The sequence below is a fragment of the Mycobacterium pseudoshottsii JCM 15466 genome, assembly GCF_003584745.1.
In the GTDB taxonomy this organism is placed as follows: Bacteria; Actinomycetota; Actinomycetes; order Mycobacteriales; family Mycobacteriaceae; genus Mycobacterium; species Mycobacterium marinum.
Genome location: NZ_AP018410.1, coordinates 5,861,632 through 5,882,257 on the forward strand (window position 1 = coordinate 5,861,632; position 20,626 = coordinate 5,882,257).

At 66.8% G+C, this 20,626-nt stretch carries 16 protein-coding genes, 3 tRNA genes and 1 pseudogene; 13 read left to right on the forward strand and 7 right to left on the reverse strand.

All coding sequences use genetic code 11. The annotated features are described in order from the left end of the window. Positions 1-20 precede the first annotated feature (20 nt). Both MPSD_RS26885 and MPSD_RS26890 read left to right on the forward strand, forming a co-directional pair. The gene (locus tag MPSD_RS26885) at positions 21-368 is read left to right on the forward strand and encodes a nuclear transport factor 2 family protein (protein ID WP_015357604.1); all 348 of its coding nucleotides are present in this window, start codon (positions 21-23) and stop codon (positions 366-368) included. A gap of 5 nt (positions 369-373) precedes the next feature. Next, a complete protein-coding gene (locus MPSD_RS26890) occupies positions 374-1,402 on the forward strand; it encodes a phosphotransferase family protein (RefSeq protein ID WP_020785582.1) in 1,029 nt (342 codons plus the stop codon). 105 nt (positions 1,403-1,507) lie between these two features. On the opposite strand, the gene MPSD_RS26895 is transcribed toward MPSD_RS26890, so the two are convergent. Further along, positions 1,508-1,580, reverse strand: a tRNA-Arg gene (locus MPSD_RS26895). A gap of 32 nt (positions 1,581-1,612) precedes the next feature. Further along, positions 1,613-1,701, reverse strand: a tRNA-Ser gene (locus tag MPSD_RS26900). Positions 1,702-1,787: 86 nt separating this feature from the next. Here MPSD_RS26900 and MPSD_RS26905 point away from each other — a divergent pair. After that, positions 1,788-2,873, forward strand: a complete 1,086-nt coding sequence (locus MPSD_RS26905; RefSeq protein WP_015357606.1) for a pyridoxal phosphate-dependent aminotransferase — start codon at positions 1,788-1,790, stop codon at positions 2,871-2,873. After that, positions 2,870-3,328 carry a DUF4334 domain-containing protein gene (locus MPSD_RS26910; protein ID WP_015357607.1) on the forward strand — a complete coding sequence of 153 codons (459 nt, stop codon included), beginning with the start codon at positions 2,870-2,872 and terminating at the stop codon, positions 3,326-3,328. The genes MPSD_RS26905 and MPSD_RS26910 overlap by 4 nt, the downstream gene beginning before the upstream one ends. Positions 3,329-3,354: 26 nt before the next feature. Here MPSD_RS26910 and MPSD_RS26915 read toward each other — a convergent pair whose 3' ends face one another. After that, complete coding sequence (locus MPSD_RS26915) at positions 3,355-3,939, reverse strand: TIGR03086 family metal-binding protein (protein ID WP_036426128.1); 585 nt, start codon at positions 3,937-3,939, stop codon at positions 3,355-3,357. Between the two features lie 23 nt (positions 3,940-3,962). Between MPSD_RS26915 and MPSD_RS26920 the strand changes: the two genes are divergently transcribed. Together MPSD_RS26920 and lipE are read left to right on the forward strand one after the other, a co-directional pair. Next, positions 3,963-4,787 (forward strand): crotonase/enoyl-CoA hydratase family protein, encoded by an 825-nt coding sequence (locus MPSD_RS26920; RefSeq protein ID WP_020785579.1) that lies wholly within the window; start codon positions 3,963-3,965, stop codon positions 4,785-4,787. Between the two features lie 36 nt (positions 4,788-4,823). Continuing rightward, complete coding sequence (lipE, locus tag MPSD_RS26925; protein ID WP_086085658.1) at positions 4,824-6,095, forward strand: lipase LipE; 1,272 nt, start codon at positions 4,824-4,826, stop codon at positions 6,093-6,095. Between the two features lie 25 nt (positions 6,096-6,120). Here the strand turns inward: lipE and MPSD_RS26930 are convergent, their stop codons facing one another. After that, complete coding sequence (locus MPSD_RS26930) at positions 6,121-8,220, reverse strand: PPE family protein (protein WP_086085657.1); 2,100 nt, start codon at positions 8,218-8,220, stop codon at positions 6,121-6,123. 510 nt (positions 8,221-8,730) lie between these two features. After that, positions 8,731-8,820: transfer RNA gene (locus tag MPSD_RS26935), tRNA-Ser, on the reverse strand. Positions 8,821-8,859: 39 nt separating this feature from the next. On the opposite strand from MPSD_RS26935, the gene MPSD_RS26940 reads away from it, so the two are divergent. After that, the gene (locus MPSD_RS26940) at positions 8,860-9,852 is read left to right on the forward strand and encodes an NAD(P)H-quinone oxidoreductase (protein ID WP_015357610.1); all 993 of its coding nucleotides are present in this window, start codon (positions 8,860-8,862) and stop codon (positions 9,850-9,852) included. Between the two features lie 39 nt (positions 9,853-9,891). On the opposite strand, the gene MPSD_RS26945 is transcribed toward MPSD_RS26940, so the two are convergent. Continuing rightward, positions 9,892-11,088, reverse strand: coding sequence for a cysteine desulfurase-like protein (locus tag MPSD_RS26945; RefSeq protein ID WP_020785575.1), 1,197 nt, complete (start codon positions 11,086-11,088; stop codon positions 9,892-9,894). Between the two features lie 130 nt (positions 11,089-11,218). On the opposite strand from MPSD_RS26945, the gene MPSD_RS26950 reads away from it, so the two are divergent. Genes MPSD_RS26950 through wzm form a run of 5 tightly spaced genes read left to right on the forward strand, consistent with a single transcriptional unit; the run spans position 11,219 to position 16,333 of the window. Then, positions 11,219-13,192: a DUF6541 family protein gene (locus MPSD_RS26950; protein WP_020785574.1), complete on the forward strand. Its 1,974-nt coding sequence runs from the start codon at positions 11,219-11,221 to the stop codon at positions 13,190-13,192. 12 nt (positions 13,193-13,204) lie between these two features. Next, a complete protein-coding gene (locus MPSD_RS26955) occupies positions 13,205-13,738 on the forward strand; it encodes a bacterial proteasome activator family protein (protein WP_012396839.1) in 534 nt (177 codons plus the stop codon). 3 nt (positions 13,739-13,741) lie between these two features. Continuing rightward, a complete protein-coding gene (gene wzt / locus MPSD_RS26960) occupies positions 13,742-14,584 on the forward strand; it encodes a galactan export ABC transporter ATP-binding subunit Wzt/RfbE (RefSeq protein WP_015357613.1) in 843 nt (280 codons plus the stop codon). Next, entirely contained in the window at positions 14,577-15,506 is a 930-nt protein-coding gene (gene glfT1, locus MPSD_RS26965) for a galactofuranosyltransferase GlfT1 (protein WP_020785573.1), read from the forward strand. Before wzt ends, glfT1 begins: the two co-directional genes overlap by 8 nt. Continuing rightward, on the forward strand, positions 15,503-16,333 hold the full coding sequence (gene wzm / locus MPSD_RS26970; RefSeq protein ID WP_015357615.1) for a galactan export ABC transporter permease subunit Wzm/RfbD: 831 nt from the start codon (positions 15,503-15,505) through the stop codon (positions 16,331-16,333). The genes glfT1 and wzm overlap by 4 nt, the downstream gene beginning before the upstream one ends. A 44-nt stretch (positions 16,334-16,377) precedes the next feature. Here the strand turns inward: wzm and MPSD_RS26975 are convergent, their stop codons facing one another. Continuing rightward, complete coding sequence (locus MPSD_RS26975) at positions 16,378-17,733, reverse strand: alpha/beta fold hydrolase (RefSeq protein ID WP_020785572.1); 1,356 nt, start codon at positions 17,731-17,733, stop codon at positions 16,378-16,380. A gap of 286 nt (positions 17,734-18,019) precedes the next feature. Between MPSD_RS26975 and MPSD_RS30370 the strand changes: the two are divergent. After that, positions 18,020-20,595: pseudogene (locus tag MPSD_RS30370) on the forward strand (PE family protein). The last annotated feature ends 31 nt before the right edge of the window (positions 20,596-20,626 follow it).

A 20,626-nucleotide genomic window follows, 5' to 3' on the forward strand; every position in this document is an offset into this window, starting at 1 on the left:
ACAGGTTGCAAGGGAGCACCATGACACGGACGCCGCAGGAAGTATTCGCCCACCACGGCCGCGCGCTCGCCGCCGGTGACCTCGACGAGATCATCGCCGACTACGACGACGACTCCGTGCTCCTGACCGCTGCGGGTGTCGCGCGCGGCAAGGATGCCATCCGCCAGGTGTTCGTCAAGTTGCTCGACGACCTGCCCGGGGCCACCTGGGACCTGAAATCCCAAGTCTTCGACGGCGACCTGTTGTTCCTGGAATGGGCCGCCGATTCCGCGCACCACCGCGTGGACGACGGCGTGGACACCTTCATCTTCGACGGCGGCATGATCCGGGCCCAAACGGTTCGATACACGCCACAAGCCAAGGGCTGACGCCGATGCACCCGGTGGATCCCGACGCGGTCGCGGAATGGATGTCCGGGCAGGGACTGGGTGAAGGTCCCTTGTACGACGTCTGCGCGGTCACCGGTGGAACACAGAACGTGATGCTGCGGTTCACCCGCTCCGGACGCACCTACGTGCTGCGCCGCGGCCCCCGCCACCTGCGTCCGCGCAGCAACAGCGTGATCCTGCGCGAGACCAAGGTGCTTGCGGCGCTGGCCGGCACCGACGTTCCACACCCACCTTTGATCGCCGCCTGCCCGGACCCCACGGTGCTCGGTGATGCGGTCTTCTATCTGATGGAACCCGTCGAAGGCTTCAATGCCGGTGAAGGGCTGCCGCCGCTGCACGCCGGGGACGCGAGCATCCGGTTTCAGATGGGCCTGTCGATGGCCGACGCGCTGGCCAAGCTCGGCGCGGTCGACCATGCCGCCGTGGGTCTCGCCGACTTCGGCAAGCCGGCGGGATTTCTGGAACGCCAGGTGCCGCGCTGGCTTGCCGAACTGGAGTCCTATCAGCAGTACGACGGCTACCCGGGACCCGACATCCCCGGCATCGGGGAAGTGTCCTGCTGGCTGGACAGCCATCGCCCGACGGCGTGGACGCCCGGCATCCTGCACGGCGATTACCACATGGCCAATGTCATGTTCTCCCGCACCGGGCCGGAGGTGGTGGCCATCTGCGATTGGGAGATGTGCACCATCGGCGACCCGCTGCTGGATCTGGGCTGGCTGCTGGCCACCTGGCGGCAGTCCGACGGGGCCAGCGTGTTCGGCCACGCCCTGGGCGCCCAGGACGGGTTGGCCAGCACCGACGATCTGCTGCAGCGATATGCGGCCAACACCACGCGAGATCTATCTCACATCACCTGGTACACCGTGCTGGCCTGCTTCAAGCTGGGCATCGTCATCGAGGGCACGCTGGCACGCGCCTGCGCGGGCCAGGCCGAGAAAGAAGTGGGCGATCAGCTCCATGCCGCCACAGTGCACCTGTTCGAACGGGCACTGGGGCTGATCGGCGCCTAGCCCGCAACCCGGGCGGCGGCGCGGCGCCGACGCAGAAAAGCCCGAACCCCCGTCGAGGATTCGGGCCGATTCCCGCCAACTCGGATGTCCTCAGACATCATCAAGCGCGCCCGAAGGGATTCGAACCCCTAACCTTCTGATCCGTAGTCAGATGCTCTATCCGTTGAGCTACGGGCGCCGATGTTCAGTTGTGTCCCCGGAGGAACCGCGCGGAGGCGAGAGGATTTGAACCTCCGGTCCCCTTGAAGGGGGACAACTCATTAGCAGTGAGCCCCATTCGGCCGCTCTGGCACGCCTCCTTTGGACTTCCTGAGGGTACCCGACGCTGGGAACCCCCCGAGCCGCCGGAGGCTTAGCGTACACAGCCGCAACATATGCTGTCGAAGTGACCGCCCGCCTACGCCCCGTATTGGCCGGGTTGCCAGTCTACGTTCCCGGCAAAACAGTGCCGGGAGCCATCAAACTGGCCAGCAATGAGACGGTGTTCGGCCCCCTGCCCAGCGTGCGCGCGGCCATCGAACACGCCACCCAGTCGATCAACCGCTACCCCGACAACGGCTGCCTTGCGGTCAAGGCGGCGTTGGCCCGCCACGTCAGCTCGCTGAGCGCGGCGGACTTCGGCCCCGAGCACATCGCCGTCGGGTGCGGTTCGGTGAGTCTGTGCCAGCAGCTGGTGCAGATCACCGCGTCGGTGGGAGACGAGGTGATTTTCGGGTGGCGCAGCTTCGAGCTCTACCCACCCCAGGTGCAGGTGGCCGGCGCCACCGCCATTCAGGTGCCGCTGACCAACCACACCTTCGACCTCGAGGCGATGCTGGCCGCGGTGACCGAGCGCACCCGGCTGATCATCGTCTGCAACCCGAACAACCCGACGTCGACGGTGGTGCAGCCGGAGGCTCTCGCCGAGTTCGTTCGCTCGGTTCCGCCGCACATCCTGGTCGCCATCGACGAGGCCTACGTCGAGTACCTGCGCGACGGCACGGTTCCCGACAACCCGCACCTGGTCCGCACTCACAGCAACGTCGTGGTCTTGCGGACCTTCTCCAAGGCGTACGGCCTGGCGGGCCTGCGCGTCGGCTACGCGGTGGGGCAGCCCGACGTGATCGCCGCGCTGGACAAAGTCTACGTGCCGTTCACCGTGTCCAGCCTCGCCCAGGCCGCGGCCATCGCCTCGGTGCAGGCCGCCGATGAGCTGTTGGCCCGCACCGACGCGGTGGTGGCCGAACGCGGCAGGGTCAGCGCCGAACTGCGTGCCGCCGGCTTCACCGTGCCGCCGTCACAGGCCAACTTCGTGTGGCTACCGCTGGAAGACCGGACCACCGACTTCGTCACACAGGCCGCCAAGGCGCACATCGTGGTCCGCCCTTACGGGGCCGACGGGGTGCGAGTCACCATTGCCGCTCCCGAAGAGAACGACGCCCTGCTGCGGTTCGCCCGCTGCTGGATCACCCACCGCGACGGTGCGCGATGAACGCCCGTGACACGTTCACCGAGTTCAAAAACCGTGTGGGTGCGATTCCGGATGCCGAGCTCGACGACTTCTGGGCGACCCTGGAACCGGCAAGCATCGACGGCATGATCGGCGAGTGGAAGGGCGGTGAGTTCGACACCGGTCACAAGATGAACGGGCAGTTGGAAAAGGCCCGCTGGTTCGGCAAGACCTTCACCTCCCCCACCGATGTGCAGCCGCTGGTGTGCCTGGACGCCGATGGGCAGAAGTTCTCCAACGTGGCGATGGGCAAGGGCGAGGCCAGCCTGTGGCTCGAGGACTTTCGGGGCGAAACCACCGCCACGATGGTCTACGACGGCCAGCCCGTGCACGACCACTTCAAGCGGATCGACGACGACGCGGTGATGGGCATCATGAACGGCAAAGGCGTTCTCGATAACGGCCGCTACTACTACTTCTATCTGGAACGGGTGTAGGGCCCGCGCAGAGGCGTCGAGGGTGCCTACCTGATCGGGTTGCGGCCGGTGAAGGCGACCAGCCGGTGCAGCCCGCGGACATCGTCGCCAACCTGGACCGGATCATCGAACCCGGCGGCACCGCGTTCGTGCGGCTGGATCAGGTTCTGCGCTAAACCCAGGACATAGTCGGCCAGCAAGTCCGGGACGTGAATGTCATGCCCCACCGCCGTCGCGTAGTCCCACGCGTGCACCAGGAATTCAATCGAGAACACCGAGACGGCCACCCTGGCGGGCATCGAGGCGGGGCCCAGCGGCACGTCGCCATCCATGCCGCGGCGATGCCAGGCATCCAGTGCCGGGCGCGCGGCGCTGACCACCTGGCCTTCCGGCGTGGAGGTGTGGTCGCGCATCGTGAATTCGGCGCCGGCCATACCGCCGAGGACCACGATGGAGTTCAGCAAGTGCCCAGTCAGCCCGGACACGTCGTACTCGGGGCACGGCGTTGGCCGGAACAGGTCACCATCTCCGATCGGGTGCAGCACCTGCTGCAGGACCGCCAGGGCGCGTTCGGCGCTGGCCAGCTCGTCGGTCGGCGGAGAATCTGGTCCGGGTCGCAAATCAGAGGCCATGTCCGCCACGCTACGGTCTGGACATGGGCGAAACATACGAATCTGTCACCGTCGAGATCAAAGACCAGGTCGCACAGGTGACGTTGATCGGGCCGGGCAAGGGCAATGCAATGGGGCCCGCTTTCTGGTCGGAGCTGCCGGAAGTCTTCGCGGCGCTGGACGCCGACCGTGATGTGCGGGCGATCGTCATCACCGGGTCGGGCAAGAACTTCAGTTACGGACTGGACGTGCCGGCGATGGGCGGAACTTTCGCCCCGCTGATGGCCGAAGGGGCGCTCGCGCGTCCCCGCACCGACTTTCATGCCGAGGTGCTGCGGATGCAGAAGGCGACCAATGCGGTCGCCGATTGCCGGACCCCGACCATCGCGTCGGTGCACGGCTGGTGCATTGGCGGCGGCGTCGACCTGATCTCGGCGGTGGACATGCGCTACGCGAGCGCCGATGCGAAGTTCTCGATACGCGAGGTCAAGCTCGCCATCGTCGCCGACATGGGCAGCCTGGCCCGCCTTCCGATGATCCTCAACGACGGGCATCTGCGGGAGCTGGCGCTGACCGGTCGGGATATCGACGCCGCTCGGGCCGAGAAGATCGGCCTGGTCAACCAGGTGTTCGAAGACGCCGATGCAACCTTGGCCACCGCCCACGCCACCGCCACCGAAATTGCCGCCAATCCCCCGCTGGCGGTGTACGGCGTCAAAGACGTCCTCGACCAGCAGCGCGCGTCGGCCGTCGCGGAAAACCTGCGCTACGTCGCGGCCTGGAATGCGGCGTTTCTGCCGTCCAAGGACCTCACCGAGGGAATATCGGCGACCTTCGCCAAGCGGCCTCCCCAGTTCACCGGGGAGTAGGCGGCGGCCTCCACGTACCCTCGCGGTGTGGCGAATATGACCGAAGACGGCAGGATTCGAGTCCCGGCCGACCTTGACGCCGTCACGGCGCTCGGTGCGGAAGATCACTCCGAAATCGACAGTGCGGCTATCGAGCGGATCTGGCAGGCCACTCGGTACTGGTACCAAGCCGGGATGCATCCGGCGATCCAGTTGTGCATCAGGCACAACGGCCGGGTGGTGCTCAACCGGGCGATTGGCCACGGCTGGGGTAACGCACCCAGCGATGCGCCCGACGCCGAGAAAATCCCGGTCAGCACCGATACACCGTTCTGTACGTATTCCTCGGCCAAGGCCATCACCGCCACGGTCGTGCACATGCTGGCCGAACGCGGGCACTTCTCGCTCGATGACCGCGTCTGCGAGTACATACCCAGCTACACCAGCCACGGCAAAGACCGCACCACCATCCGGCACGTGCTGACCCACAGTGCCGGCGTCCCCTTCCCCACCGGGCCCCGCCCCGACGTCACCCGGGCCGACGACCACGAGTACGCCGCACGCAAGCTGGGCGAGCTGGGCGAGCTGGGCGAGCTGGGCGAGCTGCGGCCGCTCTACCCGCCGGGGCTGGTGCACATCTACCACGCGCTGACCTGGGGACCGTTGATGCGCGAGATCATCTGGGCCACCACCGGCAAGGAGATTCGCGACATCCTTGCCACCGAGATCCTCGACCCGCTGGGCTTTCGCTGGACCAACTTCGGCGTCGCCGAGGAGGACCTCCCGCTGGTGGCGCCCAGCCACGCCACCGGGCGCCCGTTGCCCCCGGTGATCGCCGCGGCGTTCCGCAAGGCGATCGGCGGCACCGTGCACGAGGTCATCCCCTACACGAACAAGCCGCTGTTCCTGCGCACCATCATCCCGTCGTCGAACACGGTGTCGACCGCCAACGAGCTGTCCCGTTTCATGGAGATCCTGCGCCGCGGTGGCGAACTCGACGGGGTTCGGATCATGGCGCCCGAAACGGTGCGCAGCGCGGTCACAGAATGCCGGCGTTTGCGGCCCGATTTCGCGACGGGACTCGCTCCCCTGCGCTGGGGAACCGGATTCATGTTGGGTTCAAACAGATTCGGACCGTTCGGCCGAAATGCACCGGCGGCCTTCGGACATCTCGGGCTGGTCAATATCGCCACCTGGGCCGACCCTGACCGCGGGCTATCGGTCGGCCTCATCAACAGCGGAAAGCCCGGCAGGGATCCCGACGCCAAACGCTACGTCGCCCTCAAGAATGCCATCACCGCTGAGATTCCCCCGAAAACCGTCGAGTGATGTCGCCGATCGGGGCCCGCGAATTTTAGTGAAAGTAACCTGATATGTAGTCCTTGGCGTTGAGCACACCCGAGGAATAGTCAGCTAATTGCCCGAAGCCGGAATCGCCCGTCCCGGTACTGAAGAATCCCGAATTGACCGCTCCCACATTGACAAATCCAGAAGTATTCCCAACGGGCGTTCCCGATGGGTAGACGGTGTTTCTGAATCCGGAATTATAGTTGCCATAGTTCAGGAATCCCGCATTGTTGCTTCCAATGTTCAGAACGCCCGAGTTACTGGTCATCCCGGCCTCGTGCCCGGCGCTGTCAGCACCCGAGTTATAAGTTCCCCTATTAGCGAATCCGGAGTTATAGTCACCGGTTCCCCTGATTCCCGAGTTTCCGGTTCCGGTATTCATGAATCCCGAATTCGCGACGTTCTGATCAACTGGACTGCCGATGCCCGTATTGAGATCCCCGGAGTCGAAAAAGCCCGCGTTACTGGCCCCCGAGTTGAAACCCCCCGTATTGTAGTTACCCGACCCTGCGTAACCGGTGTTCGAGTCGCCCGAGTTAAAGGCCAGTGTGTTCGAGCTTCCCGCATTGAAGCTGCCGGTGTTCGTGCTGCCGGCATTGAAGGCGGCGAAGTTGTTGTTCCCCGAATTGAAGGCGGCGAAGTTGTTGTTCCCCGAATTGAAGAGCCCCGTGTTGACGTCACCCGAGTTGAACAAGCCCGTATTGAGGTTCCCGGAGTTGAAGAAACCCGTGTTGGTATCGCCGGAGTTTCCGATGCCCGTGTTGTGGGAACCCGAGTTGAACCAACCGGTGTTGGTAGTCGCGCTCGACCCACCCGAGTTGAACAGGCCCGTGTTGAGGTCGCCGGAATTTCCAATGCCCGCACTCAAGTTCGGGCCTCGCCCCGTGCCAAGACCCGAGTTGATGAAGCCCTTGTTCTCACTGCCCGAATTCAGGAAACCGACATTATTGTCACCCGAGTTGAAGAAGCCGATATTGTTGTTGCCCGAATTCCCGACACCAATATTTCCGGAGCCCGATTTCAGGCCGCCGATGCCTATCTGACCATCTCCGGTCAGACCGAATCCGATATTGTTGTTGCCGCTGTTGCCGAAGCCAATATTGTTGTTGCCGGAGTTCCCGAAGCCGAAGTTTCCGGAACCGATATTCCCGCTGCCAAAATTCGAATTTCCGTAGTTTCCGCCGCCTACGTTGTGGTTGCCGCTGTTGCCGTTACCGAAATTGTGACCGCCGGTGTTGCCGCCGCCGAGATTGAAGTTGCCGGTATTCCCAATCCCAAAGTTGCCCTTGCCGATATTGCCGCTACCCAGGTTGAGGTTGCCGATATTGCCGCTGCCCAGGTTGAGCTTGCCCGCGTTTCCCCAACCCGGGTTGAAACTACCGGTGTTGCCGCTGCCCAGGTTGATTCCACCGGTGTTTCCGCTGCCGAGGTTCAGGTTGCCGGCGTTACCCCAGCCCAGGTTCAGGTTCCCGGCGTTACCGAGACCGAGGTTCAGCAGGCCACGGTTGCCGATGGACAGGCCCGGGATGACAAAGCCGCCGAGGCGACCGCCAGCCACCGCCGAGCTGACCGACCGGCCAGACAGGCCCGCCAACATCCGATGAAACGGGGTCAACTGTTCGGCGGCCGCCGAGCTGGTCGAGTGATAACCGACCATCGCGGTCACGTCCTGCGCCCACATCTCCTCGTAGTCCGTCTCAACCGCCGCGATCGCGGGCGCGTTCTGCCCGAAGATGTTCGAGAGCGCCAGCGACACAAACTGAGCGCGGTTGGCCGCGACCAAGGCCGGGTGCACCGTGGCCGCGCGCACCGCCTCAAAGGCGCTTGCCACTACCCGGTCCTGGGCGGCGGCCTGTTCGGCCTGGCCCGCCAGGCCCTGCAACAGTCCCGCATGGGGAGTAGCTACTGCCGCCATCGCCGTCGCCGACGCGCCCTGCCAGGCCCCAGCCATCAGGTTTGCGGTCACCGACTCGAACGAGGACGCCGCCAGGCGTAACTCCGCAGCTAACCCATCCCAGGCCTGCGCGGCCGAGAACATCTGCCCCGAACCTGGACCGGAATAAATTCGCGCCGACGTTAATTCCGGCGGATCGACCAAGAAATTCACTAATGCTCTCCCTGTCCTCGAGGGGTGCCATTAATAACCAAATGCGCGGCAGTGCAGCGGCCGCCTTCTGCCACCACTTTCTATACGAAATGCCCTCCAATTGACAGTTTTTCGTGACAGCAACGGTGGCGTCGCCGGGGTTTTGATCCCGAAGTTACGGGACTCCGGAAGATGCCAAAATGCGACTACTCGGTTGCGAATACCCAGCCGCGAATGCTCAAACAAGAATGCGTAGATGCGAATACTCAAAGGCGCTGCCGAAAACTTGCCGGGGGTCGATCTTGCTCACGAAAATCCTCGGCCGGCAAAGTCTCTACGGCACGTGCGGGCCGTGCCAGCCGAATGCTCACCGCGCGGAAGTGCGGTCCGGGTGCCTTGCTACTGAGCCGCTACCGGGCTGCTATCGAGCCGCTACTGAACCGCTACTGAGCCGCTACTGAGCTCCGCATAGGGCGCGACCACGCGGTAGCGCGACCACCAGCACGGTCGCCGACGGCTCGATCGATCACATGGCGGTGGCGGAGGGATTTGAACCCCCGGACGGTTTTAGCCGTCTCTCGCTTTCAAGGCGAGTGCATTAGGCCGCTCTGCCACGCCACCGCTGCTAAGGGTAGCTGGGCCCGATTCCGAGGTAGTAGCGTGGCGTTCGTGCACGCCATCGTCGCCGAATCCGCGGATCATCTGGTTTGGCAGCAAGTACCCGATGTCACGGCCGGGGCAGGCGAGGTGGTCATCAAGGTCGCCGCCGCCGGCGTCAACCGCGCGGACGTCTTGCAGGCCGCCGGCAAGTATCCCCCGCCGCCGGGAGCCAGCGAGATCATCGGCATGGAAGTCAGCGGCACCATCACCGATATCGGCGACGGTGTCACGGAATGGTCTGCTGGACAAGAGGTTTGCGCACTACTGGCCGGTGGTGGCTACGCCGAGTATGTGGCCGTTCCGGCCGGCCAGGTGCTACCGATGCCCCCCGGAGTCAGCCTGATCGACGCCGCGGCGCTGCCCGAGGTCGCCTGCACGGTGTGGTCGAACCTGGTGATGACCGCGCACCTGGGGCCGGGTCAGCTGGTGCTGATTCACGGTGGCGCCTGCGGCATCGGCAGCCACGCAATCCAGGTCTGCACCGCGTTGGGCGCCCGCGTGGCGGTCACCGCGGGGTCGTCCGAGAAGCTGCAGCTGTGTCGCGATCTGGGAGCCCAGATCACCATCAATTACCGCGACGAGGACTTCGTGGCGCGCCTGAAGCAAGAGACCGACGGTTCGGGTGCCGACGTGATCCTCGACATCATGGGCGCGGCCTACCTGGACCGCAACGTCGACGCGCTGGCCGTGGACGGACAGCTGGTGATCATCGGCATGCAGGGCGGGATCAAAGCGGAACTCAACCTGGGCAAACTGCTGACCAAACGTGCTCGCGTCATCGGCACCACGCTGCGGGCCCGGCCGCTGCAGGGTCCGAACGGCAAGGCCGTGATCGCCCAGGCCGTGACGGCCTCGGTCTGGCCGATGATCGCCAGCAACCGGGTGCGGCCCATCATCGGCTCCCGACTGCCCATCGGGCAGGCGGCACAGGCGCATCAACTGCTGCTGTCAGGTCAGAGCTACGGAAAGATCCTGCTCACCGTCGACGGCTAGCCCGAACGTAGGCCGTCGGGAAACCCCCAACCCCCGGGCTCAGCCCAACGAGGCCAGCGCACGCACCAGCTGGTCCACTTCGGCCATCGTCGAATAGTGGGCCAGCCCGACGGTCACCGCGCCGCCGACATCGTTGACGCCCAACACATCGAAAACCCGCGAACTGGAGTTGGAAACCGCCAGGATGCCGTTGTCGGCCAAGCGCTGCACCACCCGGTCGGCCGGCACGTCCTGCAGCGCGAAGCTGACCACCGGTATCCGCGCCTCCGGTCGGCCGATCAACATCACCAGCGGCAGCGACCGTAGCGAGACCATCAGGTAGTCGAAGATCCGGTTCAAGTAGGCCGACGCGGACTGCATCGATACCGACAGGCGCTCACGCCGCGTTCCGCGCGCCGACTCGTCGAGCGAGGCGAGGTATTCGATGCTGGCGACCACACCGGCCAGGAATCCGAATTGGTGTAAACCGGTCTCCAGCCGTTCCGGGCCGGTCGCGTGCGGATCGGTCGACACCGAGCTGAAGCTGTGCATGAGCGCCGGTTCCGGAAAGACCATCGCCCCGATGGGCGGACCGCCCCAGCCGACCGCGTTCATCGCGACCACGTCGGCCTCGGTCTCCTTGATGTCGAAAAGCCGGTAGGGCGCCGCGGCGGAATGGTCGACGACGACCAGGCCGCCGATGTCGTGAACCAGCTTGGTCATCGCCCGCAGATCGGTGACCGCGCCCAGGGTTCCCGAAGCCGAGGTGACGGCGACCAGCCGGGTCGACTTGCTGATCAGGCTCTCCCATTGCCAGGTCGGTAGCTCACCGGTCTCGATGTCGACCTCGGCCCACTTCACCTTGGCCCCGTAGCGGTGGGCGGCGCGCAGCCAGGGGGCGATGTTGGCTTCGTCGTCGAGGCGGCTGACGATCACCTCGTACCCCAGCCCCGCGCGTGAGGACGACGCCTCGGCCAGTGCCGACAACAGCACGGCACGGTCGGCGCCCAGCACCACACCGGCCGGGTCGGCGTTGACCAGATCGGCCACCGCCTCCCGCGCCGTTTGCAGCACGGCGGCGCTGCGCCGGGCGGACGGATGCGCGCCCGCGGTGCTGGCGGCCGAACGCCGGAAGGCCGTGGACACAGTGGTCGCGACCGAATCGGGAATGAGCATGCCGGCGGGTGCATCGAAATGCACCCACCCGTCGCCCAAGGACGGGTGCAGTCCACGCACCCGGGCGACGTCATATGCCATGCCTGCCACCTTAGAGAATCTAGCCACTCACGCGGATTGGTGACGTTTAGCGGGTGGCCCGGATCGTTCCAGACATTCCAACCGTTCCGGCTTCCGGAGCCAGGTCACCCGGCCCCGCCATAATAGTCGAGTGACCTTGTGGTTCGGAACGCTGATCGCATTGATCCTGCTGATCGCGCCGGGGACCCTCATCGCACGTATCGCGCAGCTCAGTTGGCCGATCGCTATCGCGGTGGGCCCGCCGCTGACCTACGGCGTGATCGCACTGGCGATCGTCCCCTACGGCGCGCTCGGCATCCCGTGGAACGGCTGGACAGCGCTGCTGGCGCTGGCGGTCGTGGCCGCGGCGGTAACGGGTTTCCAGCTGCTACTCGGCCGCTTTCGCGACAAGGAGGCAGAAGCCCGCGGTGTCAGCCGCGGCCCGGCGCTCACCGTCGCGGCGGGCGTGGCGCTGGGGACGCTGTTCATTGCCTGGGCGGCCTACCGGGGCATCCCGCACTGGCAGTCCATCCCCAGCACCTGGGACGCGGTCTGGCACGCCAACACCGTGCGCTTCATTCTCGACACCGGCCAGGCCTCCCCTACCCACATGGGCGAGCTGCGCAACGTCGAAACCCATGCGCTGCTGTACTACCCCTCGGTGTTTCATGGCCTGACCACGGTGTTCTGCCAACTCACCGGCGCGGCGCCCACCACCGGCTACACACTGAACTCGCTGGCCGCAGCGATCTGGCTGTTTCCGGTCAGCGCGGCAACGCTGACCTGGCGCGCGATGCGCGGCCACCTGACGGAATGGCGCACCGCGGGCTCCGCGGCGACAGCAGCGGCGCTGTCCGCATCGTTCACCGCGCTGCCCTACGTGGAATTCGGCACCGCGGCCATGCCCAATCTAGCCTCCTACGGCGTCGCGGTACCCGCGATGGTGTTGATCACCTCGACACCGCGGCACCGCGACCGCATTCCGATAGCGGTGCTGGCACTGGTGGGGGTGCTGTCGGTGCACATCGCGGGCGGCATGGTGGTCGTGCTCTTGGTCGCAGCCTGGTGGTTGTTCGAGGCGCTGTGGCATCCGGTGCGGGGCCGGCTGGCCGATCTGGCGACGCTGGCGGGGGTGGCCGCGATTTCCGGGTTGATCATGTTGCCGCAGTTCATCAGCGTGGAACAGCAGGAAGACATCATCGCCGGGCATTCGTTTCTCACCTACCTGAGCAAGAAGCGGGGCGTGTTCGATGCGGTGTTCCAGCATTCGCGCCATCTCAACGACTTCCCGGTGCAGTACGCGCTGATTGCGCTGGCCGCGATCGGCGGGTTCATTCTGCTGATCAAAAAGATTTGGTGGCCGCTGGCGGTGTGGCTGCTGCTGGTCGTCATGAACGTCAATGCGGGAACCCCCTTGGGCGGTCCGATCGATGCGATGGCCGGGTCGCTCGGCGAGTTCTTCTACAACGATCCACGCCGCATCGCGGCCGCCACCACGCTGCTGCTGATGCTGATGGCCGGCGTGGCTTTGTTCTGGATCGTCACGCTGGTGGTGGCGGCGGCGCGGGGACTCACGGATCGATTCCGGCCACTGCCCCAACCGTTCTGGGTCTCGGTCACCGTGGCGCTACTGCTGGGGGTCTGCCTGGTCAGCACCTGGCACTACTTTCCGCGCCATCGGTTCCTGTTCGGCGACAAGTACGACTCGGTGATGATCGACCAGAAGGACCTCGACGCCATGGCGTACCTGGCGACGCTGCCCGGCGCGCGCGACACCATGATCGGCAATGCCAACACCGACGGCACCGCCTGGATGTACGCCGTGGCGGGTCTGCATCCGTTGTGGACCCACTACGACTATCCCGTGCAGCAGGGGCCGGGATACCACCGGTTTATTTTCTGGGCCTACGCAGGTAGAGGCGATTCCGATCCCCGGGTAGTCGAGTCGATCAAGGTGCTCAATATTCGCTACATCCTGACCAGCAGCCCGACGGTCAGAGGGTTCGCCGTTCCCGACGGGCTAGTCTCTCTGGAGAATTCCCCGTCGTGGAAGAAAATTTACGACAACGGTGGAGCCCGAATTTACGAGTGGAGCGGCAAGACCGCACAGACGCACTCCAAGTAGGTCCGTAAGAGGATGGTGACTGGATTGAGTACCGGCAACGATGACCCGGAGGCCGAGGACGTCGAGGTCATCGGTGGCATCGACCCGAGGCTCATGGCGGTAACCGACGAAGACTCCGACGAGCGCTCACTGACCGACCTGGTGGAACAGCCCGCCAAGGTGATGCGCATCGGCACCATGATCAAGCAACTGCTCGAAGAGGTCCGGGCCGCACCGCTAGATGAAGCCAGCCGCAACCGGTTGCGCGACATCCATGCCACCAGCATCCGCGAACTCGAAGACGGTCTGGCACCCGAACTGCGCGAAGAGCTCGACCGGCTGACCCTGCCGTTCAACGAGGACTCAGCGCCGTCGGACGCGGAGTTGCGCATCGCACAGGCGCAACTGGTCGGATGGCTCGAAGGGCTGTTCCACGGCATCCAGACCGCCCTGTTCGCCCAACAGATGGCAGCGCGCGCGCAGCTGGAGCAGATGCGCCAGGGTGCGCTGCCTCCAGGCATCGGCAAACCGGGACCCCACGGTCACGGCACCGGACAGTACCTCTAGACCGTGTCTGAACTGCCACGGATCGAAACCCGCGACGCGTGGGTCGAATTCCCCATCTTCGATGCCAAGTCGCGCTCGCTGAAGAAGGCCTTCCTGGGCAAGGCCGGCGGTTCCATCGGCCGCAACAGCTCCAACGTCGTCGTCATCGAGGCCCTGCGGGACATCACCATGTCCCTGGAACACGGTGACCGGGTCGGCTTGGTCGGCCACAACGGGGCCGGAAAATCCACGCTGCTGCGCTTGTTGTCCGGCATCTACGAGCCGACCCGTGGGCTGGCCAAGGTCACCGGCCGGGTGGCGCCGGTCTTCGACCTGGGGATCGGCATGGACCCCGAGATCTCCGGCTACGAGAACATCATCATCCGCGGCCTGTTCCTGGGGCAGACCCGCAAGCAGATGCTGGCCAAGGTCGACGAAATCGCCGAATTCACCGAGTTGGGCGACTACCTGTCCATGCCATTGCGCACCTATTCCACCGGCATGCGCGTCCGGCTGGCCATGGGCGTGGTGACCAGCATCGACCCGGAAATCCTGCTGCTTGACGAAGGCATTGGCGCGGTGGACGCGGAGTTCCTCAAGAAGGCCCAGTCCCGGCTGCAGAGTTTGGTGGAGCGTTCCGGAATCCTGGTTTTTGCAAGCCATTCCAACGAGTTCCTGGCGCGGCTGTGCAAGACGGCGATGTGGATCGACCACGGCGAGATCAAGCTCAGCGGCGGGATCGAGGACGTCGTGCGGGCCTACGAGGGCGAAGACGCGGCCCGCCACGTGCGCGACGTGCTGGCCGAAACGCAGCGTGACAACGTCGCTCAACAGCCGCTGGCGCACAAAGCTTCCGGGGATGAGTGACACCGTCATCGCCGTCGTGGTCACCCACCGGCGCCCCGATGAGCTGGCCAAGTCGCTGGACGTGCTGAGCACCCAGACCAGGTTGCCCGATCACCTGATCGTGATCGACAACGACGCTGCCGAGGACTCCGGCGCCAACCGGGTTGGCGATCTTGTTGCGGGACAACCGATCCCCACCACCTACTTGAAGTCACGTCGAAACCTCGGCGGCGCGGGCGGTTTCGCGCTCGGCATGTTGCACGCGCTGGCGCTGGGGGCCGACTGGGTGTGGCTGGCCGACGACGACGGGCGCCCCCGGGACACCGGCGTATTGGCGACCCTGTTGGCATGCGCCGAAAAGTACGGGCTGGCCGAAGTGTCGCCGGTCGTCTGCAACATGGACGACCCGCAGCGCCTGGCCTTTCCGTTGCGGCGTGGCCTGGTGTGGCGCAGGCACGCCAGCGAATTGCGCACCGAGGCGGGCCAGGAGTTGCTGGCAGGAATAGCCTCGCTGTTCAACGGAGCGCTGTTCCGCGCGTCGACGCTGGAAGCGATCGGCGTCCCGGACCTGAGGCTTTTCATCCGGGGTGACGAGGTGGAGATCCACCGCCGGCTGGTTCGGTCCGGACTACCCTTCGGAACCTGCCTGGACACGGCCTATCTGCACCCGTGCGGATCGGACGAGTTCAAACCGATCCTCGGCGGCCGGATGCACACCCAATACCCTGACGACCCCGGCAAACGGTTCTTCACCTACCGCAACCGCGGCTACGTGTTGTCTCAGCCCGGCCTGCGTAAGTTGCTGCCCCAAGAGTGGCTGAGGTTCGGCTGGTTCTTCCTGGTGACCCGCCACGACCCCAAGGGTCTGCGGGAGTGGATTCGGTTGCGCCGCTTGGGGCGTCACGAGAAGTTCGGAAAGCCCGATCTTGGAGGATCCAGATGACGTTCATCGACGCGGCGGCCCAGTCCAGGACGTTCGCCCGCGCCCGGGGTGACCTGCTGGAGGGCTTTCGGCGCCACGAGCTGTGGTTGCACCTGGGCTGGCAGGACATCAAACAGCGCTACCGCAGATCGGTGCTGGGGCCGTTCTGGATCACCATCGCGACCGGCACCACCGCCCTGGCGATGGGCGGGCTGTATTCCAAGCTCTTCCACCTCGAGCTGTCCGCACATCTGCCCTACGTCACCCTGGGGCTGATCATCTGGAATCTGATCAACGCGGCCATCCTGGACGGCGCCGACGTCTTCGTCTCCAACGAAGGCTTGATCAAACAGCTGCCGGCACCGTTGAGCGTGCACGTCTACCGGCTGGTTTGGCGGCAGATGATCTTTTTCGCACACAACATCGTGATCTACTTCGTCGTCGCGATCATCTTTCCCAAGCCGTGGTCCTGGGCGGACCTGTCGGTGGTGCCGGCGCTGGGGTTGATCGTGCTCAATTGTGTATGGGTGTCATTATGTTTCGGCATCCTGGCGACTCGCTATCGCGACATCGCACCGCTGCTCAATTCGCTGGTGCAGCTGCTGTTCTTCATGACGCCGATCATCTGGAACGACGAGACCCTGCACCGCCAGGGCGCGGGCCGGTGGGCACGCATTGTCGAACTCAATCCCCTGCTGCACTACCTCGACATCGTCCGCGCGCCATTGCTGGGTGCCCATCAAGAGCTGAGGCACTGGCTGGTGGTGATCGCACTGACGATCGTCGGCTGGGTGCTGGCGGCGTTCGCGATGCGGCAATACCGCGCGCGGGTGCCCTACTGGGTGTAGCGCCGCCAGCGGTATCAACCCAACCCGTCTTGGTGCTTTGCCTATCAGCCGCCGCCGGTTTGGTGCCGTAGCCGGGGCAGGCTGTAGAAACGCCAGGTCACATCCAGCACGGCGGCCAGCAAGCGCCCGGGCAACCACGCCGGGGTGTCGAAGCTGATCGAGTAGTCCAGCTGTGTGCCGCGTCCGGGGACGGCGGTGAGTTCGATGCGGCCGAAATGATTGCGCACCGGGCCGCGAATGGTCCGATATTCGATCAGCCGCGCCGGCCGGTGACCGACAATCTCCTCCTGGATCGGCCAGACGCCCAACGCGCGTTGCGCCCGGACCGACCGCAGACCGTCCGGCGCACGGGGATGCACCCCGGCCCGCACCCGCCGGTGGCGTACCGGCCACAAAGTCGCCCAATGGTGGGTGAGCACGTCGAAGGTCCACTCAGGTGGAGCGTCGAGTTCGACGGTGTATTGCAGGCGGTGCCGCCCGACCGGGGCGGTAGCCGCGGTGTCCGGCGGGCACTCGTCGAGGCGCGCGGAAAACCAGTCACGTAGGAACGGAAACACGTCCGCACTCGCCGAGGGATGCGGCAGCGGGGATTCGTGGTTGTGATTGCGGGCGAATCCGTGGCGGCGTGCGGCGGATTGGATGCGCCGGTCAGCGTTGCCGAATGCCTGCGCAAGCCGCTTGCAGCGCCCAGCGGGGGCGATGACGTCGCGGGGAGCTGTGATGGCCAGTGCGGGCACGTGTACGGCCTGCAGCGCCGCCGACAACTCGCCGCCAGCGCGTTCGGCACGGCCCCAGGAGATCGCGTCTTGGAAGGCGGCCACTGGCTCGTCTTCGGGACCGAGCCGAAACAGCCGGGCCGGGAACATACCGCGCCACATGCTGGCCTGCACGGTCGCGGCCACCACCCGATTCGCCAGCAACGGGATATCGACGGCGCTTTCCACCAACACCAGCCCCGCGACCTGCGCTTGTTGCATCGTCTGTGCGGCGGCGCGGGCCAATGCCACCCCACCAAACGAGTGCGCCACCCAGAATGCCGGACGACCGTTGTGGGTGGCGATCAGCCGTTGGACGGCCGACAGATCGATGCGAACCATCTCCTCCCAGCCCGCGCGGACCCCGGTATCGACGGCTACCCCACCTGCTCCGCGCCGCTCGACGATCCATACGTCCAGGCCGCTATCGGCCAGTGCTTCGGCCAGCCCACCCCCACCCGGCCACAAATACAGACGACGGTTGTCGAACATCCCGGGGAGCAGCACCACCGGAGATCCCTGACCCGCACCGACTCGGGTGACCCGAAACCGGCCCCCGTCTGCGACGGTCATTGCGGTGCTCTGCACTGGTTGCCGCCAATGCTGCTCGCTGATCCATTCAGCCAGCTCTGAATCGTCGTTCATGGTCTCCTAAGTCGCCGACCGTAGTCGTGGCATTCGTCGCGGCGGCATTGGTCCTGCGCCGGCCCTTCGCGAGTCCGTCGGGGAGTTGCCCACCGTACCGACCGGACATCTGGCAGCCATTCTTCTATGACCGCGATGAGGGCGACCCACACCGTCCAAAAACTTCTTGCCCCAATTCAGGAAACATCGGGTCTTATACCGCTACCATCTGAGTTTCGTTGATGGTCACCTCCGGTGAATTCCGGGCGGTGTGGTCTTGGTCCGTTCCGGGGTGGGGTGATCAGTGATGTCTTATCTGGTGGTTTCTGCGCAGGAGCTGGAGTCGGCGGCCGCGCTACTGGCTGGTGTCGGTTCCAATGTTGGTGCGGCCAGTTCGGCTGCGGCGGGTCCGACCGCGACGGTGTTGGGCGCGTTGGGTGCCGATGAGGTGTCGGCAGCGGTGGCGGGGTTGTTCGGTGGCCACGCTCAGGCCTATCAAGCGGTCAGTGCGCAGGCGGCGGCGTTTCATCAGCGGTTCGTGGCGGCGTTGGCCGCGGCCGCGGGCTCCTATGGCCGGACCGAGGCCGCTGGTGCGGCGGTGTTGCAGACCGTCGGCGACGATGTGCTCGGTGCGGTGAACGCGCCGACGATCGCGGTGTTGGGGCGCCCGTTGATCGGTGACGGTGTTGACGCGGCCGCGGGCAGCGGCCACAACGGCGGGGCGGGCGGCCTCTTGTGGGGCAACGGCGGCAACGGCGGGGCCGGGGCGGCGGGTCAGGCCGCTGGCCGCGGTGGCGACGCCGGGTTGATCGGCAGCGGCGGAGCCGGCGGCGCGGGCGGGACGGGCGGCGCGGGCGGCGCCGGCGGGCACGGCGGTTGGCTGGCCGGCACAGGAGGCGCCGGCGGGGCGGGCGGGGCCCGTGCAGCCGGCGGAAACGGCGGTGTCGGTGGGGCCGGGGGCGCGGCGGACTGGTGTTCGGTGATGGCGGCGCGGGCGGGGCCGGCGGGGCGGGTGCCCAGGGTTTGACCGGACAAACCGGCCAGACCGGACACGACGGCGGGGCCGGCGGGGCCGGCGGGGCCGGTGGCCGAGGCGGCTGGCTGTTCAGTGCCGGCGGCGACGGTGGAGCCGGCGGGGCCGGCGGTGCCGGCGGTGCGGGCGGAGCCGGAGGCGCGGGCGCAACCGCGACGACCGCCGGGACCAGCGGCGGCAACGGCGGTAACGGCGGTAACGGCGGTAACGGCGGTGGCACCGGCTGGTTCGGCAGCACCGGGATAACCGGGGCCGGCGGTAACGGCGGCACCGGCGGGGGCGGCGCGATCGCCGGCAACGGCGGCGCCGGCGCCAACGGTGATGCCCTGCACCTCGACGGCGGTGACGGCGGCAACGGCGGTAACCCCGGCGCCGGCGGCGCCGGCGGGACCGGCGGGACGGGTTCACACACCGGCGCCCACGGCCTGGCCGGCACCACCCCCACCACCAACGCCGGCGACGGCGGACGCGGCGGAGACGGCTACACCTCCACCGACCCCACCCTCAACGGCGGCAACGGCGGCAACGGCGGAACCGGCGGGGGCGGCGGCGGCGGGGGCAGCGCAACCCACGGCGCCACCGGCACCAGCGGGGCCGGCGGAGCCGGCGGTGACGGCGGTGACGGCGCGATCGCCGGTGACGGCGGCACCGGCGCCAACGGTGACGCCACCCACGTCGACGGCGGCAACGGCGGCAGCGGCGCCAACCCCGGCATCGGCGGACTCGGCGGGGCCGGCGGCACCAGCGGCGACGGCACCGACACCGCCGCCCACGGCATCAACGGCACCACCCCCACCACCACCACCAACGGCAGCGGCGGACGCGGCGGAGACGGCTACACCTCCACCGACCCCACCCTCAACGGCGGCAACGGCGGCAACGGCGGCACCGGCGGAAACGGCGGCAACGGCGCCACCGGCACCAACCCCACCCCCCACCCCGTCACCAGCACCGCCACCTCCGGAACCGACGGCACCACCACCAACGGCGGAAACGGTACGACCGGCAGCGACGGCACCACCGCGGGACAACAAGGCGGCACCGGCGGCGACGGCTACAACAGCGGCGGCCAGGGCGACACGAATCCCTTCGGAGGTAATGGCGGAACCGGCGGTATCGACGGCCCCGGCACCCAAGGCGGCGCCGGCGGCACCGGCGGCACCGGTCCCCTGGTAGGCGGCTGGGGCGGCGACGGCGGAGCAGGCGGCGACGGCGGCGGCGCAGGCGGCGACGGCGGCACGTCGTCCGGCGCCAACGGATTCACCGGCCAAGCCGGCGACGGCGGCAACGGTAGCAATGGCGGCGCGGGCGGAGCAGGCGGGTCCGGCGGCCTCTACGGCAACGGCGGCAACGGCGGTACAGGTGGCGCCGGAGGCGACGGCGGCACCGGAGCCACCGGGGGCACCGGAGCCATCGGCGGCAACGGCGGCGACTCCACCGGCAACAGCCTCTCGTCGCTCCCCGGGAACGGTGGCGACGGCGGGGACGGAGGCACCGGCGGCACGGGAGGCACCGGAGGCAACGGCGGCGACGGCGGCGCCGCGGGTGCTGGCGGCAGCTACGGACAATCCGGCACCAACGGCACCGGCGGCGCAGCCGGCAACGGCGGGACCGGCGGTGAGGGCGGTGCCGGTGGCGACGGCGGCAGCGGCGGCGTTAGCTACGACCCCGTCGACCCCCGTCCCCCCTACGGCACCAGCGGCCTGTCCGGGGATACCGGGGCCACAGGATCTACCGGCCAAGCCGGTATGGCCGGCACCTCCCCCGGCACCGGTACCCCGGGCCCCGGAGGCTCCGGCGGCGATGGCACCGGAGCCAACGGTGGCGACGGCGGACCTGGGTTCCCCTGATACGCGACACCCGCCTACGGAGTAACCACCG